The organism is Collinsella sp. SGI.033 (genome assembly GCF_050315135.1).
Taxonomy (GTDB): Bacteria; Actinomycetota; Coriobacteriia; order Coriobacteriales; family Coriobacteriaceae; genus Collinsella.
This window is the reverse complement of the sequence record NZ_JBNPOK010000009.1, coordinates 64,491-81,110: the sequence shown is the minus strand read 5'-3', so window position 1 is coordinate 81,110 and position 16,620 is coordinate 64,491. Positions and strand designations below refer to the sequence as shown.

The following is a 16,620-nucleotide window of genomic DNA, read 5'->3' as shown; positions in this document are numbered from 1 at the left end:
AACGTCCCTAACTGTCGCGTTCGGAGCAAGACGGCGCCGCAGGTAGAGGACGGACAGCGAGCGGGCCGCATTTGAGACAAGGTGACGTGAAACGAAAGGGCGCTGACCTTCTGGTCGCGCCCTTGAAGTTGAGCGTCAGATTGTCCAAATGCGGCCCGCGCAGCGTCGAGTAGTTACGCGGTTTGGTAAAACCGCGTAACTAAACCCGTTCTGCGATCTCGTGGATGAGGTAGTCGGTCTTTTCCCAGCCCAGGCACGGGTCGGTGATGGACTTGCCAAAGACGCCGCCGTCGACAGACTGGTTGCCGTCCTCCAGGTAGGATTCGATCATAAAGCCCTTGACCAGCTTGGAGATGGACTCGTTGCGGCGGCAGCTGTCGAGCACCTCCTTGCAGATGCGGTGCTGCTCCAGCGGGCGCTTGCCCGAGTTGTCGTGGTTGCAGTCGATGATCGCCGCCGGGTTGGCGTAGCCGGCATGCTCGGTATAGCGCTCAGCCAGACGCTCCAGATGCTCGTAGTGGTAATTGGGGTAGGTACGACCGTCGAGACCAATGTAGCCACGCATGACGGCGTGCGCGAGCGGATTGCCGTCGCACTCGACCTCCCAGTTGCGGAAGATGAAGCTTTGATGTGCCTGGGCGGCGTAGATGGAGTTGAGCATAACGGTGGTGGAACCGGCGGTGGGGTTCTTCATGCCCACAGGCACCGAAATGCCGCTCGACACCAGACGATGCTCCTGGTTCTCGACCGAGCGCGCGCCCACGGCGACGTAGCTCAGCAGGTCGACGAGGTACTGGTAGTTGGACGGGTAGAGCATCTCATCGGCGGTAAAGAAACCGGTCTCCTCGATGACGCGCAGGTGCATATGGCGGATGGCCTTGACGCCCTCGAGCAGGTCGTCGGGAGCCTCGGGGTTGGGGTTGTGCAGCAGGCCCTTGTAGCCAGTGCCCTTGGTACGCGGCTTGTTGGTATAGACGCGCGGAATGATGATGAGTTTGTCCTTGACCTCTTCGGCGACCTTGGCCAGTCGGCTCATGTACTCAAGCACCGAGTCCTCGCGGTCGGCAGAGCACGGGCCGATGATGAGCACCTTGCGCGCGTCCTCGCCGGTAAAGACCTTGGCGACCTCGGCGTCGAATGCCTGTTTTTTGGCGGTAAGATCGGCGGAAAGTGGCATTTCCTCGCGGATTTCCATGGGGATCGGCAGCCTGCGCTTGAATTCCATGGCCATACGGGGCCTCCTCAATCAAATAAGACAAAGTGTGCATTGTCGAATGCTCGGCATTATCCGCTGTCGCACGCTAAAGTGCAAGCCCTCATCACCCCAAAACCTGCCAAAAAGGGACAGGTTTATTTTGGCAGGTTTTAACTGGTCAAACGTCAACTGGCCCTGGAATGGAATGATGCCACGCGGCTTGGAAGAGGCCGTCGATTTGGTCCCAGGGGAGGCGGTTTGAGGGTCGCAGAACAAAAAACGGGAGCGCAGGTTGTCCTGCGCCCCCGTTCTCGGGTGTTATTCGTTCCCTGCGGCAGAATTTACGCGGCTTCGTCGAACTGCGAGTTGTACAGGTCGGCGTAGAAGCCGCCCTGGGCGAGCAGCTCGTCGTGCGTGCCCTTCTCGACGATGTCGCCGTCGCGAATTACCAAGATCACGTCGGCGTTGCGGATCGTGGACAGGCGGTGTGCGATAACAAAGCTGGTGCGGCCCTGCATCAGCGCATCCGTGGCGCGCTGAATAAGCTCCTCGGTGCGGGTATCGACGTTGGATGTCGCCTCGTCCAAAATCAGCGCCGGGCGGTCGGCCAAAATGGCGCGGGCAATGGTCACGAGCTGGCGTTGGCCCTGCGAAAGGTTGGTGCCTTCCTCGTTGATCATAAAGTTGTAACCGCCGGCGAGCGTATGGATAAAGTGGTCGCAGCGTGCAGCGCGTGCAGCGGCCTCGACCTCGGCATCGCTTGCATCGGGGCGTCCGTAGCGGATGTTCTCGCGGATGGTGCCGTTAAACAGCCACGTATCCTGCAACACCATGGCAAACTCGCCGCGCAGTGCCGCGCGGTCCCAATCGCGTACGTCGACGCCATCGACGCGCAGCGAGCCGCCGTCCACGTCGTAGAAGCGCTGTAGCAGCTTAATGAGCGTGGTCTTGCCCGCGCCGGTGGGACCGACGATGGCGATGGTCTGGCCGGGCCGTGCCTCGCAGCTAAAGTTGTGGATGATGGTCTTGTCGGGCGTGTAGCCAAACTTGACGTGGTCAAACTCCACATGGCCAGGGCGCTTTTCGGGAATCTGCGCGTCGGCCTTCTGCTCCTCCTCGGGCGCGGCCAGGAACTCAAAGACGCGCTCGGTGGCAGCGGCCATAGACTGCATCGTGTTGCTCACGTTGCCCAGCTGCTGCACGGGTTGCGTAAAGTTGCGAACGTACTGGATAAAGCTCTGGATGTCGCCGGGCGTGGCATTGCCGGTCAGCGCGAGCTGTGCGCCCACCACGACCACGCCCACGTAGCCCATGTTGCCCACCAAGCTCATAAGCGGCATCATCAGGCCCGACAGGAACTGCGAGCGCCAGCCACTAATAAAGAGGCGGTCGTTTTGACGGTCGAACTCTTCGATTGAGGCCTCGGCGCGGTCGAACACCTGAATGACGTTCTGGCCGGCAAAGTCCTCCTCGATAATGCCGTTGACGGTGCCCAGGACCTGCTGCTGCTCGCGGAAGTACGGCTGCGAGAAATGAATCATCACGGTCAGGATAATCGCGGCGGCCGGCAGTGTGAGCACGGTGACGCCGGTAAGCGGCAGGCTGATCGACAGCATCATGACGAGCACGCCGATAATCTGCGTCACCGACGTGATGAGCTGCGTCACGCTCTGGTTGAGCGACTGACCCAGCGTATCGACGTCGTTGGTGATGCGGCTGAGCACATCGCCCTTGCTGTGTCCGTTAAAGTAGCTCATCGGCACGACAGCGATCTTGGCGGCGATTTCCTTGCGCATGCGGTAGCAAATCTTTTGCGTGACGCCGGTCATGAGCCAGCCCTGGATGAGGCTGCAAACAGAGCTTGCCAGATACAGGCAGAGCAAAAAGCCGAGCGTCTTGGCGATCCAGGCAAAGTCGACATCGCCGGTACCGTTGACCTTGGCGACCAGGCCTTCGAACAGCTTGGTCGTAACCTGGCCGAGCACCTTGGGTCCCACAATGTTAAAGACGACCGAGCACACGGCAAAGGCGACGGCGGCAAGCACGGCAACCTTGTGTTGACCGATATAGCCGAGCAACTGCCGCATGGCGCCCTTAAAGTCCTTGGCCTTCTCGCCGCGGCCCATGCCACCCATGCGGCCCATGGGACCGCGCTGGCGGGTGGGCTTGGGAATCTGAGTCTTGGTCTCGTCTGCCATTAGTGCTCGCCTCCCTCCATAACGGCTGCAATTTCTTCTTGAGTGAGCCCCAGCTCCTCGGCGGAAAGCTGCGACTGTGCGATCTCCAGGTACGCCGGGCAGCTGTGCAGCAGCTCCTCGTGCGTACCAGTGCCCACCACGTGACCGTCGTCGAGCACGATGATCTGGTTGGCGTGCATGATGGTCGCGATGCGCTGGGCTACGACAACGAGCGCGGCGTCGGTAACGTTTTTGGCAAGCTCTTCGCGCAGGCGCGCGTCGGTCTTGTAGTCGAGGGCGCTAAACGAGTCATCGAACACCAGGACCTCGGGCTTTTTTGCCAACGCGCGGGCGATGGCCAGACGCTGGCGCTGACCGCCCGAGACATTGGAGCCGCCCTGGCTGATGGGGGAGTCGTAGCCGCCCTCGCGCTCGGCGATAAAGTCCTCGGCTTGGGCGATGCGCGCGGCCTCGTGCATGTTCTCGTCGCTTACCATGTCGCCGGCAAACTTAAGGTTGCTCTCCACGGTGCCCGAGAACAGACGCCCCTGCTGCGGGATGTAACCAATGCGGCGGCGAAGCTCGGAAAGGGTCATATCGCGCACGTCGATGCCGTCGAGTGAAATGCTGCCGCCCGTGACGTCGTATAAGCGCGGAATCAGCTGTACGAGCGTGGACTTGCCCGAGCCCGTGGAACCAATGATACCGAGCATCTGACCGGCATGCGTGGTGAAGTTCACGCCGCTAATGACGTCGGCGCGGGCATCGGGATACTGGAAGCTCACGTCGCGGAAGGTGAGCTCACCGCGCGGTGCGCTGGCGGCGGGCAGTTTGGGCGAGGCGGGGTCGTTGATGCTCGTGGGGCAGGTGATGACCTCTTCCACGCGCTCGGCTGCGACCTCGGCGCGGGGCAGGATGACCGAAACCATGGTGAGGATCATAAACGCCATGACGATCTGCATGGTATAGGAGATAAACGCCATCATGTTGCCGACCTGCATCACGCCATCGGACACGCCCTGCGCGCCAAACCAGACGATAAGCACGGTGATGCAGTTCATGACGAGCATCATGAGCGGCATCATAAAGCTCATGGCACGATTGGTGTAGAGCTGCGTGGTCATTAGGTCGAGCGAAGCCTTGTCAAAACGCTCGAGCTCATGCTCCTCGCGGTTGAACGAGCGGATGGGCATAAGGCCGTCGAGCAGCTCGCGGGCGGTGAGGTTCACGCGGTCCACAAAGCTCTGCATCTTTTTGAACTTGGGCATGGTGAGGCCCATAAGCACGCCGACGACGGCCGAGACCGCGATGATGGCCACAGCGATGGTCCATTCCAGGCCGGTGTGGTTGGCCAGGACGCGCATGACGGCGACGATGCCCATGACGGGGGCCATCAGGCACATGCGGATAAACAGGGTTGCGGCCATCTGAATCTGCTGAATGTCGTTGGTGCAGCGGGTGATGAGCGAGGCCTGGCTAAACTTGCCCACCTCGGCCGGCGAGAAGTGCATAACCTTGTTGAAGGTCTCGCGGCGCAGGTCGCGTGCGATGGAACAGGCGGTGCGCGAGGCCACGGCGCCGGTCAGGATGGTGGCGATGAGCGAGATCAGGCACAGACCAAACATCGTGGTTGCCATGCGGCCCAGATAGGCGTTCTGCACGTCGGCGGGGTCGATGCCCTGCGCCTTGTACTCGTCTTGTACATAGCTCACGGCGCGTTGGGTCACGATGGAACCCGACATGGAGCCCATTTTGTCCGCCATATCGTTGGCGCCCTCGACGAGCTTGCCCTGGTCGATTAGGCCGCCTTCAACGCCTAGGCGCAGGCTCTTCATGGTGATCTTACCGCCGTCGGTATCAATCTGCTTTTGCATGTTCTGCGCCGCCGCGGCCTTCTGCTGCATCTCGGCGAGCTGCTCGGGCGTCATTGCCGCCATCTGCTCGGGGGTGGGCATGGCCTGGGCGGCGTTGTTGTTATTCTCGCTGGACGAACCCATCATGTCATCCATGGAGTTGGCGTCAATGCCCTGGTTGAACGAAAGGACGACGGTCTCGGGCAGGCTCACGATGTCGGCAATCTTGCCGCCGTCGGCGCGCTCTTCCTCGGTGCCCTTGTACGTTCGAATGCCGTTATTATCCGCCTTGCTAAACACGGCCTCCACAGCTTTGGCGTCCTTATCGCTCATAAAGAGTTCGAGGTCGTCGAGCGATTCGGTGCGAATGGTGTCAGGTACGGGCGAGGCGATACCGCCTTGCTGCACGCCCACGTCGACGATGTCGCTCATATACGTAGGCAGCGCCAGATCGGCGTTGCAGCTGATTACGATAAGTACGATAGCTGCGAACAGTGCCAGGACATGCTTTTTAAAGAGCTTGAGAATTCTCACTCGGCATCTCTCCTTTCTTGATTGCGGTCGATAATTTCGTTGGCACGCCTAAGAAGGCGCACCATCTCTTGGGTATCTGTTTCGCCGAGCTGCTCGAGGAAGGCCGCGGTGCGGTCCTCGAATTCCCGATGCTTGATTTCGAGATCATGGAATCCCTTGTCGGTCACCGTGACGTGTACGCGACGACGGTCGGTCTTTGAGTGCTCGCGCTCGACCCAGCCTTTGGCTTCGAGAGCGCGCAGGATATTGGCGATGCGGGCGCTCGAGACCCAGGCACGATCGGCGAGTTCGCTTGGCGTGAGCGAACCGCCTGCGAGCATGAGGGCGCGCATGACGGCCATCTCACCACTGAGGGCTTTGTCCGCAAAGCGCGAAATGCGCTGATGCATACTGCCGAACTCGGTAAGGAGCTGACGCCCAAGTTCACGGAAATCGGTATCTTTCACCGAAAACCCCTAACACTAGAAACTATTTTTGGTAGAAGATGATACCCCCATATGCGGGCCTCATGCAGTGGGCAATATTAAGAGCGCATAAAGACTTAAAATAATTCAATTGCTGAAGCGTTTCAAAGAACTATCATGCCCGCGGTTAGGCGAGGGGTTGTCACCACCATGACGACTGGGACTCATTTATCGCCATGTGCGATGCTCCAACTTCCCGCAAGGAGACATCTGAATCAAGGGGGTTGGAGTCATGGCATTTGACTTCACGGGTAAAACCGCGATCGTTACCGGTGGCACTCAGGGCATTGGCCTCGAGATTGCCAAGGGTATCGTTGCGGGCGGCGGACACGTCGCGCTCATCGCAAGGAACGCTGCTAAGGGCGAGGCGGCTGTGGCCGAGCTTGGCGAGGGCAACAAGTTCTATCAGCTCGATGTCGCCGATGCGCCCAAGGCGCGCGAGACCGTCGAGCAGATTTTTACGGACCTGCCGCAAACCAACATCCTGATCAACTGCGCCGGTGTCATCAGCACCAAGAAGTTTGACGAGATCGACGACACCGAGTGGCGTCGCACCATCGACATCAACCTCAACGGCACCTTTACCATGATGAATGCCGTGTACCCGCACTTTAAGGCGGCACATGCCGGCACTATCGTCAACGTGAGCTCCGTTGCTGGCAAGATCGGCGGCGGCCTGCTCGGCACCGCGGCCTACGCGAGCTCCAAGGCCGGTGTCAACGGCCTTACCAAGGCGGTCGCCAAGGAGGGCGGTAAGTTCGGCATCCGCTGCAACGCTGTGTGCCCGTCGCTCACGCTTACCGACATGACGTCGATCCTTTCTGACGAGAACTCTCAGCGCATCATCAACGGTATTCCTCTGGGCCGCGCCGCCCAGGCCAGCGAGCCTGCGCAGATGGTGCTGTTCTTCGCTTCCGACCTCGCCAGCTTCGTGAACGGCGAGATCGGTGACTGCGACGGCGGCATCGTCCTGGACGGGTAATACCCCGCGGTAATCGTTTGGCGGCGACCCTGGCGAATCGGGGTTGTCGCCTTCTTTCTGACATAGGCGCGTGCGGCTACGATTCGCATGCATCCAAAGGAGATATATATGAGTGAATCGACTGCGGTGGAGGCGCCGGCTGCAAAGGAGCCGTTCTTTAAGATGTCCTCCATCCCGGGCGCCAATATTTTGGTGCCGCTTTTGCTGGGCTGCTTGCTCAACACGCTATTCCCCGACCTGTTCAAAACGCTCGGCAGCTTTACGCTTGGCATGACCCAGCTGGGTGCAAGCCCGCTCGTGGGCGCTTTTTTGCTCATCGTCGGTACGACGATTTCGTTTAAAAGTGCTCCTGCCGCCGCTGCACGCGGCGCCATCATCATCGCTGTCAAGCAGATCGTGGTCGTTGCCGTGTCGCTGCTCATCCTTTATGTATTCAACGACAACCTGTTTGGCATCTCTGCCATGGTGATGCTGGCGGCTTGCACCGGCGCCAACAACGCTATGTACGCTGGTCTGATGGGCACCATGGGCAACGAGGCCGAACGTGGCGCCGTCGCCATCACCACACTCGTTGTCGGCCCTCCGGTCACAATGATCGTGCTCGGCGCTGCTGGCCAGGCTCCGATCGGCTGGTCGCTCGTGGGCGCCATCCTGCCGATCGTCGTCGGCATTATTCTGGGTAACCTCTTCCCGAGCTTTAAGAAGATGATGGCTCCGGCACTTTCCGCCATCATCGTGCTCGTCTTCTTTGCCATGGGCTCGACCATGACCTTTGGCCAGCTCATCAACGGCGGTCTTCCCGGCATCCTGCTCGGCGTGATCTGCTCGGTGGTCTTTGCAATTCCCGTCATCGCGGTCGATAAGTTCACGGGCGGCACGGGTGTCGCAGGTGCGGCCATTTCGAGCTGCGCCGGAGCCAATGTGGCCACGCCTGCCGCCATGGCGAGTGTCAACGAGGCCATGTACGGTGGCGCCGTGCTCGCGACGGCTACGGCGCAGGTTGCAGCGTGCGCCATCGTGACGGCCATTTTGACCCCGCTGGTCACCAGCTGGTGCTACAAGCATTTTGAGGGCCAGGGTCACGGCGACAGCAAAAAGGCCGCGGCCGACAGGGTCACCGCAGCCGCTTAATGCCAAGCGGCAATCAAAGCTAAATAACTAGCCACGCCACAGGGCGGCCCCGGGGGAAATCCCGGGGCCGCCCTGCAGTTTCTGTGGGTCTCTGGGACACTTTACCCTGCTAAAGCTGGCATAACAGCTAGAGTGAACGTCGTACAAAGGCAAGGAAAAATACCAAACAAATCGGTGAACGGTAGTTGTTCACGCTCGCATTTCCTGCGGATTTGTTAAAAACGCCCTAATGGTATAAAAAAAGAAACATATAACAGCCCTGATGAAGGGGGTAGCTATGTTATCCTTCTCAAACGGGTGAAATCTTGGGTTTTGGGTTGCAGTTCCAAGGTGGACAAACGTTTTTCCCTGTGCTAACGCGCGATGGAAGGCGAATGAAGCCGGTCATGCAACCCGAACATTCAAGAATTCAATAAGCAGCGGTGTGAGAGAGCGCCGCATTATACGTAACTAGGAGCGTGGTTACACAATGCAGGAGGCATGGGAAGGCTTCAAGGAAGGCATCTGGACGGGAGAGGTTGACGTCCGAGACTTCATCCAGAAGAACTACACCCCCTACGAGGGCGACGAATCGTTCCTCGCCGGTCCGACCGAGCGTACCAAGGAGCTGTGGGGCGAGGTTCTCGACCTGCTGCTCAAGGAGCGCGAGCAGGGCGGCGTCCTCGATATGGACACCAAGACTGTCACGGGTATCGTGAGCCACCCCGCTGGCTACATCGATAACGCCCACCGCGAGAAGGAGACCATCGTCGGTCTTCAGACTGACAAGCCGCTCAAGCGCGCTCTGCACGTCAACGGTGGTATCCGCATCGCTTGCCAGGCTGCCAGCCAGCACGGCTACAAGATCGACGAGAACGTCGTCGAGCGCTACACCTTCGAGCGCAAGACCCACAACGCCGGCGTCTTCGATGTCTACACCCCCGAGATGCGTGCTTGCCGCTCGGCTCACATTATCACCGGTCTGCCCGATGGCTATGGCCGCGGCCGCATCATCGGCGACTACCGTCGTGTCGCCCTGTACGGCGTCGACTACCTGATCAAGGATAAGGAGGCCCAGAAGGCTTCCACCCCGACGGTCATGACCGCCGACAACATCCGCGATCGCGAGGAGCTGCAGGAGCAGATCCGCGCCCTCGGCGAGCTCAAGATGATGGCCGAGACCTATGGTTTCGATATTTCCAAACCTGCTACCAACACGCAGGAGGCCATCCAGTGGATGTACTTCGCCTACCTCGCTGCCGTCAAGGAGCAGAACGGCGCCGCTATGTCCATCGGCCGTACCTCTACGTTCATCGACATCTACGCTGAGCGTGACCTTGCCAACGGCACCTTCACCGAGGAGCAGATCCAGGAGTTCGTGGATCACTTCATCATGAAGCTCCGCATGGTCAAGTTTGCCCGTACCCCCGAGTACCAGGCCCTGTTTACCGGCGATCCGCAGTGGGTCACCGAGTCCATCGGCGGCATGGGTGTTGACGGCCGTACGCTCGTTACCAAGATGAGCTTCCGCTACCTGCACACGCTCGAGAACATGGGCACCAGCCCCGAGCCCAACATGACCGTTCTGTGGTCGACCCGTCTTCCCGAGAACTTCAAGAAGTTCTGCGCCAAGACTTCTGTCGCCAGCTCCTCGGTCCAGTACGAGAACGACGACCTCATGCGCGTTTACCACGGCGACGACTACGGCATCGCCTGCTGCGTGTCCTCCATGCGCATTGGCAAGGAGATGCAGTTCTTCGGCGCTCGTGCCAACCTGGCCAAGTGCCTGCTGTACGCACTCAACGGCGGTGTTGACGAGGTCTCCAAGAAGCAGGTCGGCCCCAAGTATCGCGCCGTCGAGGGCGACACGCTCGATTACGATGACGTTATGGCCAAGTACAACGACATGATGAAGTGGCTCGCTGGCGTGTACGTCAACTCGCTGAACATCATTCACTACATGCACGACAAGTATTGCTACGAGCGCATCCAGATGGCTCTGCACGACAAGCACGTGCACCGCTGGTTCGCTACGGGCATCGCTGGCCTTTCCGTCGTGGCTGACTCCCTGTCCGCCATCAAGTACGCCAAGGTTCACCCCGTCCGTGACGAGAACGGCATCATCGTCGACTTCGAGACCGAGGGCGAGTTCCCCAAGTACGGTAACGACGACGACCGCGTCGACCAGATCGCTCACGACGTTGTGCACCAGTTCATGGAGTACATCCGCATGAACGACACCTACCGCAACTCCGTGCCCACGACCTCGGTTCTGACCATTACCTCCAACGTCGTGTACGGTAAGAAGACCGGCTCCACGCCCGACGGCCGCAAGGCTGGCCAGCCGTTCGCCCCGGGTGCTAACCCCATGCACAAGCGCGATAGCCAGGGCGCCATCGCTTCGCTGTCTTCGGTTTCCAAGCTCCCGTTCCGCGATGCCCAGGACGGCATCTCCAACACCTTCTCCATCATCCCGGGCGCGCTCGGCAAGGAGGACCAGGTGTTCTTTGGTGATATCGACCTTGATCAGCTGGGCGAGTAACTATTGTTAGTGCTATACTAACAATAACGATTACTGATTAGTGCGCCGGTTTCGGCCGGCGCCGATCGATTGAAGGAGACACATTATGAAGGTTTCTGAAGTTTCCGAGACTCAGGCCGATAACTTGGTCCACATGCTCGACGCTTACGCCGAGAAGGGTGGCCACCACCTGAACATCAACGTCTTCAACCGTGAGACGCTGCTCGACGCTCAGGCTCACCCCGAGAAGTACCCGCAGCTGACCATCCGCGTTTCCGGCTATGCCGTGAACTTCCACACGCTCACCAAGGAGCAGCAGGACGAGGTCATTTCGCGTACCTTCCACAACAAGTTCTAAAGGGACTCAACTCCCACCGGAGACCCGGTAAGGCCTACGCACTTTGCCTCTCAAACGTCCTCGCCGCTTCGCGGCTGCGGAATGTTTGCGAGGCAAAGTGCTCCCGGCCTTGCCGGGTCTCCTGCGTTATCGCACTTTAGGGAACCACGCTAAATTAAATTGGTGTCCTCGGACATGCAAGAAGCCCTCGCTGCGCACTTCGTGCGGCGAGGGCTTCTTGCGTCCTGCGGAATGTTTTGGGAGGTAGCCCAAACAGCCCCGGCGGGGGTCCTGTGTAGTCACCCTTTAGGCGGAACTCTCCTAATGGGTTGAGCGTTCTGGATACTTACTTGCTACCGTTTATCGCATATAGCTACCGTTTGCGGAGTAAGTAACACTTAGTAATAAACCGTGTAAAATCTCAGTTAAGAACGGAGTTTTCCAGGGAGACGCTGTCCTTTGTTTTGTGCAAGGGACGGCGTCTCTTTGGCGCTTGGAGACCGTTCTGTAGCAGGACGGCGGACGTGCGTCACATATTAAAAAGTCAACGTCGAGATGGGTCGTGATGAGAATGGGCAAGTACGTAATCGTGGTTGAATCTGGTTCGGATGTGACGCCAGAGCTCTGCGAACGCTACGGCATCATGCGTGTGCCCATGCATGTCACGATTGGTGACGAGACCGTCGAGGACGGCTCGATCGATCCGCTCGAGATCTATTCGCGCTGCAACGAGTTTGGCGTGATGCCCAAGACCAGCGGCTGCGCGCCGGCAGATTTCTCTCGCGTGTACGACCGCATTCACGCCGAGCAGCCCGACGCGACCATTTTGCATCTTGCGTATTCCGAGGCCACGACCTGTTCGCATCAGTCCTCGAAGATCGCGGCAGAGGGGCGCGACTACGTGTTCTCCATGGACACGCGTTTTGTCTCGGTGGGCCAGTCGCTTGTTGTCGTCGAGACCGCCAAATACATCGAGGCTCATCCCGATGCCACCGTCGACGAGATCTTTGCTTTTACGAACTCCGTTATGGACCGCGTGTTGCTGGGCTTTGTTCCTACCGACCTTGCCTTCCTTAAGGCGGGCGGTCGCTTGTCCAACGTGGCGTTCCTAGGTGCCCATCTGCTCAAGATTAAGCCCTGCATTGAGGTAACGGGCGGCAAGTTCGTGGCGACCAAGAAGTTCCGCGGCTCTATGCTCAAGTGCGCCCGCGCCTTTATTGACCACATGGTTGCGAAGGGCGAAATTGACTACTCGCACATTGGCCTGGCGTATTCGGTAGGCCTTTCCGAGGAGCTGCGCGACGACATGGAAGTCTATGCGCACGACCTGGGCTTTAAGGACGTTACCTGGACTCAGGTCGGCGGCGTCATCTCGAGCCATTGCGGCCCGACCGCCTTCGGCGCGGTGCTCACGCTCAAGGCGTAACGCCTGGCGTCTATCGATTTCTATTGCCTCGGCGGCGGGCGGGTTGCGACAACCTTCCCGCCGCTTTTGCATGGGGCCAAATAGGACAATCCAATTGACCGCTAAACCGTTTCGCCATCAAGCATATAGGCTAGAATGACTCTGGCATTTATGTAGCTAAAACCAATGAGAGGTAAGGTAGCGGGAATGGCTGAGATGAAGCTCGAGGGTATGGACGCTCGTCCTGAGGACTCCGCGTTTGCCCTGGGCCGCGTGCATTCGATCGAGACGATGGGAACGGTCGATGGACCCGGCATCCGCTTTGTGGTGTTTGTTCAGGGCTGCCCCATGCGCTGTGCGTATTGCCACAACCCCGATACCTGGTCGGTTAACGGCGGCACCATGGTGACCGTCGAGCACCTGATAGACGAGTTCCAGAGCAACCATGAGTTTTACCGCAGCGGTGGTATTACGGTATCCGGTGGCGAGCCGCTCCTGCAGCCTGAGTTCTTGGCCGACCTGTTCCGCGCAATGCACAACAACCCCGATGGTCGCGTACATACCTGCTTGGATAGTTGTGGCTATGCGTTCGACCCCGCGCATCCCGAGAAGTTCGATGCCGTACTCAACGAGACCGATATGGTGCTGCTCGACATTAAACACGCCGATCCCGTCGAGCATAAAAAGCTGACCGGTTGCGATCCTGCGCGCATCCTGGCGTTTGGCGATGAGCTGGCGCGTCGCAGGATCAAGGTCGTTATCCGTCACGTGGTAGTACCGGGCATTACCGACACGGCAGAGGAGTGCGAGGCACTCGGTCGTCTGATTGCCCCGTGGCATAACGTGGTGGGCCTGGAAATGCTGCCGTATCACACGATGGGCGTCGTCAAGTATGAGCAGCTGGGGATTCCCTATAAGCTCGAGGGCGTTCCGCAGATGGATACCGCGCGCATGCCCGAGCTGCGCAACGCCGTCATGACGGGCATGAAAAAACGCCGCGCGGAACTCAAAAACGCCATCGGCTAGGGGTAGCTCATTTGGGGCCGGTAGGGTGGAGAAGTAGCTAAAAGAGCCCCGTCCTAAAAAGACTGCTCTCTGGGTTGCGGTGAGATGTGCAACAGAATCGTGCCATTTGGATAAATACGCTTGTGGTTTCTTTAAAGACACCTTAAACGCTTCTGAATATCTTTGGAAAGAAATGCCTGCTCGGTATTATGCTGCTCGTATATGAACGGGAGCAGCCAGGAGACCACGTGCGAAACGACGCATCGCGGGACGAGCATGTGCCGCAGCATAGCAGCAGATATGAGACGAAGGGCACGTCTTCGCGTGGCCTTGCCGACGCTCGCATCCGCGTGACGAAGATTGCCGCCATGGGGATACTAACGTTGGCGGTTATTATCCTCGGAATTACCGCTAAAACCTACGCGTCGGAGCGAATGGCACACTCAGATGCGTCAACGGTACAGACGCAAAACAAAAAGATCTCTGAATCTAAAGCCACCGCAAGTCAAACCCTGTCGACAGCGAGCCTCAAGACGAGGCTTTCGAAGGCGGACTTTAACGATATTCCCTCAGGCGATACCGTGCAGACCTTCTCACTGGTTGATGACCAGATCCCCGCCCTGGAGGATGAGAGCCTCGCCGCGCTCCAAGATACCCTTGATCAGGCCCAGGAATTGGGCGACGTGGGCGTGGTGTTTTACAATCTGTCGAGCGGCAAGGGCGTGACATATAACGCGGACGCCGAGGTGTACGGTGCGAGCAGCTACAAGGCGCTCTATGTACTCTACGTCTGCGAGTTACTGGTCGAGACAGGGCAAGTATCGCTCGATGATACTCTGGGCACCTATGGCGGCTACAGTATGGGCTGGCTGACGGTTCGCGACCTGATCGAGACCTCGGTCGTCAACTCGGATAACGACTCGTTTATCGCGTTGCGTGCAACGTTTGATCAAGATGGCTACGAGGATTGGATTGCCGCACTCGGCGTCGAAGACGAGGTCGCGCTCGATCCAATGAGCGATTTCCCAACCTACTGCCCGCGCACCTCGGCCAAGTTGTGGCGCGAGATGAGCGAGTATTTGAGCCGCGAGAGCGAGACGTCGCAATGGCTGTCGGGCCTTCTGGCCTCTACGACCCGGTCCTTTATCCGTGACGGCATTGCGGACGACCATGCCATGGTGCGTAACAAGGCCGGTTGGATCAGCGAGGCAGGTTGCAATGCGACGTGCGATGCTGGCCTCATCGATGTCGATGGCGACACCTACATTATGAGCATCATGTCATCGATGCCGTGGAGTGACCGTTCGAGTGAGGCCGTGGCCGCCATCGCCAAGGCGCTCTACGATACCCGCGCTGCGCTGGCCTAACGGCTTCGTATTGCGCGGTTGAGTCAAAATGCTGGTACCATACCGTGGATAAACAGTTTTCACGGGTTTGGGGGATGGTATGCCTACCATCGCAATCATCGGTGCACTCGAAAAAGAGGTTGCGCAGATTAAAGAAGAACTGAACGGCGTCCATGTGTCGCAAGAGGCAGGCTTGAGCGTTGTAAGCGGCGAGCTCAACGGTCTGTCAGTGGTCGCCACGACCGCTGGCATGGGAACCGTAAACGCCGCTGGCGCAACACAGCATCTCATCAGCAGATATGCTCCGCAGGCCGTTGTGTTTTCGGGCATTGCGGGTGGCTTAAACTCCAAACTCCATATCAATGACGTGGTTATTGGCAAGTGCCTGCGCTATCTGGATACCGACACGGCGCTCATCGCCGAGTCGGCGCCGGAGCTTGAGGAGTTTGCCTCGACACCGGCTCTGGTTGACATCGCCACCACCGTGCTTGCCGAACATGGGTTTATCGATGCTTACGCTTCTGATTCCGCTGCGGAGAAGGACCCTAAACAGTTCCTGGTTGGCACTATCGCTACAGGCGACCGCTTTGTAACGGGCGACGCCATGCGCACCGCCGCCATCGAGGCGACGCATGCCGATTGCGTTGAGATGGAAGGTGCTGCGATTGCCCATATTGCAGCCAAGAACGGTGTCGATTGTCTGGTGCTGCGTGCTATCAGCGATAATTGTGACGAGGCATATGACGCGTTTTGCGAGCGAGAGTTCGATTTGGACGAGTACGCCCGCACCGCGAGCGGCATTACACTCGATATCGTCCGCTGCATCGCCGCTGCGTAATCGTGCATCCCTATTGTAAGAACCTACGACCAAGGAGTATCCATGGCCGATTCCATTAACTACCAGCTTGCCAAGTTCGTTGCCAGCTACGGCAAGGTTTCGCAGATCCCCGAGTCCACCTGTCCCGAGGTGAGCTTTGTGGGCCGCTCCAATGTGGGCAAGTCGTCCATCATGAACAAGCTCTTTGGCCGCAAGAACCTGGTTAAGGTTTCGAGCACGCCGGGCAAGACGAGCAATATCAATTTCTTCGAGGCCGACGACGTGCACTTTGTGGACCTGCCGGGTTACGGTTTCGCCCGTCGTTCCAAGGCCGAGCGCGACCGCTGGGCCGATCTCATCGGCGACTTCTTCGACTCCGAGCGCAGCTTTAACCTGGTTGTGTCGCTGGTGGACATTCGCCATGACCCCAGCAAGCTCGACCATGACATGATCGACTACCTGCAGGGCAACGAGTTCAACTTTATCGTCTGCCTCACCAAGGCCGACAAACTCAGCCGCACCCAGCAGGCCCGCCAAGCGGCAGCCATCAAAAAGCAACTCAACGTCCCGGCCGAAAACGTAATCATCACAAGCTCCCAGACCGGCACCGGCATCGACGAGCTCAAGCGCCGCATTGCCGAGGCCTGCCTCTAGTAGGGGCCCCTATCAATAAAATGCAGAACATCAGCCCGGCGACTTTCCAGAGTGTAGGTCCCTGTAGCCGCCGCCGGCGAAGTTAACATAGGGGAGGCCAGGGGCTTTGCCCCCAAATCTTTCCGCAGGACGGCAGGACCCCCGCCGCACGAAGTGCGCAGCGGGGGTCCTGCCATGTCCGAGGACGATTTGGGGGCAAAGCCCCTGGCCTCCCCGGCGG

General features: G+C 58.9%; 13 protein-coding genes. 9 read left to right on the top strand and 4 right to left on the bottom strand.

Features of this window, described 5'->3' with window-relative positions:
• Positions 1–199: 199 nt before the first annotated feature.
• From ACQRC0_RS04510 to ACQRC0_RS04495, 4 genes are all read right to left on the bottom strand, one after another.
• A complete protein-coding gene (locus tag ACQRC0_RS04510) occupies positions 200–1,231 on the bottom strand; it encodes a 3-deoxy-7-phosphoheptulonate synthase (protein ID WP_427728119.1) in 1,032 nt (343 codons plus the stop codon).
• Between the two features lie 305 nt (positions 1,232–1,536).
• Positions 1,537–3,393 (bottom strand): ABC transporter ATP-binding protein, encoded by a 1,857-nt coding sequence (locus ACQRC0_RS04505; protein WP_427728116.1) that lies wholly within the window; start codon positions 3,391–3,393, stop codon positions 1,537–1,539.
• Positions 3,393–5,759, bottom strand: a complete 2,367-nt coding sequence (locus tag ACQRC0_RS04500; protein WP_427728114.1) for an ABC transporter ATP-binding protein — start codon at positions 5,757–5,759, stop codon at positions 3,393–3,395. Before ACQRC0_RS04500 ends, ACQRC0_RS04505 begins: the two co-directional genes overlap by 1 nt.
• Complete coding sequence (locus ACQRC0_RS04495) at positions 5,756–6,205, bottom strand: MarR family winged helix-turn-helix transcriptional regulator (protein WP_154514934.1); 450 nt, start codon at positions 6,203–6,205, stop codon at positions 5,756–5,758. Before ACQRC0_RS04495 ends, ACQRC0_RS04500 begins: the two co-directional genes overlap by 4 nt.
• Before the next feature lie 250 nt (positions 6,206–6,455).
• Between ACQRC0_RS04495 and ACQRC0_RS04490 the strand changes: the two genes are divergently transcribed.
• The 9 genes from ACQRC0_RS04490 to yihA all read left to right on the top strand — a co-directional run bounded on the left by ACQRC0_RS04490 (position 6,456) and on the right by yihA (position 16,400).
• Positions 6,456–7,205, top strand: coding sequence for an SDR family NAD(P)-dependent oxidoreductase (locus tag ACQRC0_RS04490; protein ID WP_427728112.1), 750 nt, complete (start codon positions 6,456–6,458; stop codon positions 7,203–7,205).
• 108 nt (positions 7,206–7,313) lie between these two features.
• The gene (locus ACQRC0_RS04485) at positions 7,314–8,336 is read left to right on the top strand and encodes a 2-keto-3-deoxygluconate permease (protein WP_427728110.1); all 1,023 of its coding nucleotides are present in this window, start codon (positions 7,314–7,316) and stop codon (positions 8,334–8,336) included.
• Between the two features lie 469 nt (positions 8,337–8,805).
• Complete coding sequence (pflB, locus tag ACQRC0_RS04480) at positions 8,806–10,857, top strand: formate C-acetyltransferase (protein WP_427718174.1); 2,052 nt, start codon at positions 8,806–8,808, stop codon at positions 10,855–10,857.
• Positions 10,858–10,942: 85 nt separating this feature from the next.
• Positions 10,943–11,194, top strand: coding sequence for an autonomous glycyl radical cofactor GrcA3 (gene grcA3, locus ACQRC0_RS04475; protein WP_055252439.1), 252 nt, complete (start codon positions 10,943–10,945; stop codon positions 11,192–11,194).
• Between the two features lie 544 nt (positions 11,195–11,738).
• Positions 11,739–12,599, top strand: a complete 861-nt coding sequence (locus ACQRC0_RS04470; protein WP_427728108.1) for a DegV family protein — start codon at positions 11,739–11,741, stop codon at positions 12,597–12,599.
• Between the two features lie 186 nt (positions 12,600–12,785).
• On the top strand, positions 12,786–13,604 hold the full coding sequence (pflA, locus tag ACQRC0_RS04465; protein WP_427718181.1) for a pyruvate formate-lyase-activating protein: 819 nt from the start codon (positions 12,786–12,788) through the stop codon (positions 13,602–13,604).
• Between the two features lie 257 nt (positions 13,605–13,861).
• Positions 13,862–14,950, top strand: coding sequence for a serine hydrolase (locus ACQRC0_RS04460; RefSeq protein WP_427728105.1), 1,089 nt, complete (start codon positions 13,862–13,864; stop codon positions 14,948–14,950).
• Positions 14,951–15,029: 79 nt separating this feature from the next.
• On the top strand, positions 15,030–15,767 hold the full coding sequence (gene mtnN, locus ACQRC0_RS04455) for a 5'-methylthioadenosine/S-adenosylhomocysteine nucleosidase (RefSeq protein WP_427728104.1): 738 nt from the start codon (positions 15,030–15,032) through the stop codon (positions 15,765–15,767).
• Between the two features lie 42 nt (positions 15,768–15,809).
• A complete protein-coding gene (gene yihA, locus ACQRC0_RS04450; RefSeq protein ID WP_427728102.1) occupies positions 15,810–16,400 on the top strand; it encodes a ribosome biogenesis GTP-binding protein YihA/YsxC in 591 nt (196 codons plus the stop codon).
• The last annotated feature ends 220 nt before the right edge of the window (positions 16,401–16,620 follow it).

Coding starts and splice junctions, on each gene's coding strand:
- ACQRC0_RS04510 (WP_427728119.1), bottom strand. CDS start 1,231: ATGGCCATGGAATTCAAGCGCAGGCTGCCGATCCCCATGGAAATCCGC.
- ACQRC0_RS04505 (WP_427728116.1), bottom strand. CDS start 3,393: ATGGCAGACGAGACCAAGACTCAGATTCCCAAGCCCACCCGCCAGCGC.
- ACQRC0_RS04490 (WP_427728112.1), top strand. CDS start 6,456: ATGGCATTTGACTTCACGGGTAAAACCGCGATCGTTACCGGTGGCACT.
- ACQRC0_RS04485 (WP_427728110.1), top strand. CDS start 7,314: ATGAGTGAATCGACTGCGGTGGAGGCGCCGGCTGCAAAGGAGCCGTTC.
- pflB (WP_427718174.1), top strand. CDS start 8,806: ATGCAGGAGGCATGGGAAGGCTTCAAGGAAGGCATCTGGACGGGAGAG.
- grcA3 (WP_055252439.1), top strand. CDS start 10,943: ATGAAGGTTTCTGAAGTTTCCGAGACTCAGGCCGATAACTTGGTCCAC.
- ACQRC0_RS04470 (WP_427728108.1), top strand. CDS start 11,739: ATGAGAATGGGCAAGTACGTAATCGTGGTTGAATCTGGTTCGGATGTG.
- pflA (WP_427718181.1), top strand. CDS start 12,786: ATGGCTGAGATGAAGCTCGAGGGTATGGACGCTCGTCCTGAGGACTCC.
- mtnN (WP_427728104.1), top strand. CDS start 15,030: ATGCCTACCATCGCAATCATCGGTGCACTCGAAAAAGAGGTTGCGCAG.
- yihA (WP_427728102.1), top strand. CDS start 15,810: ATGGCCGATTCCATTAACTACCAGCTTGCCAAGTTCGTTGCCAGCTAC.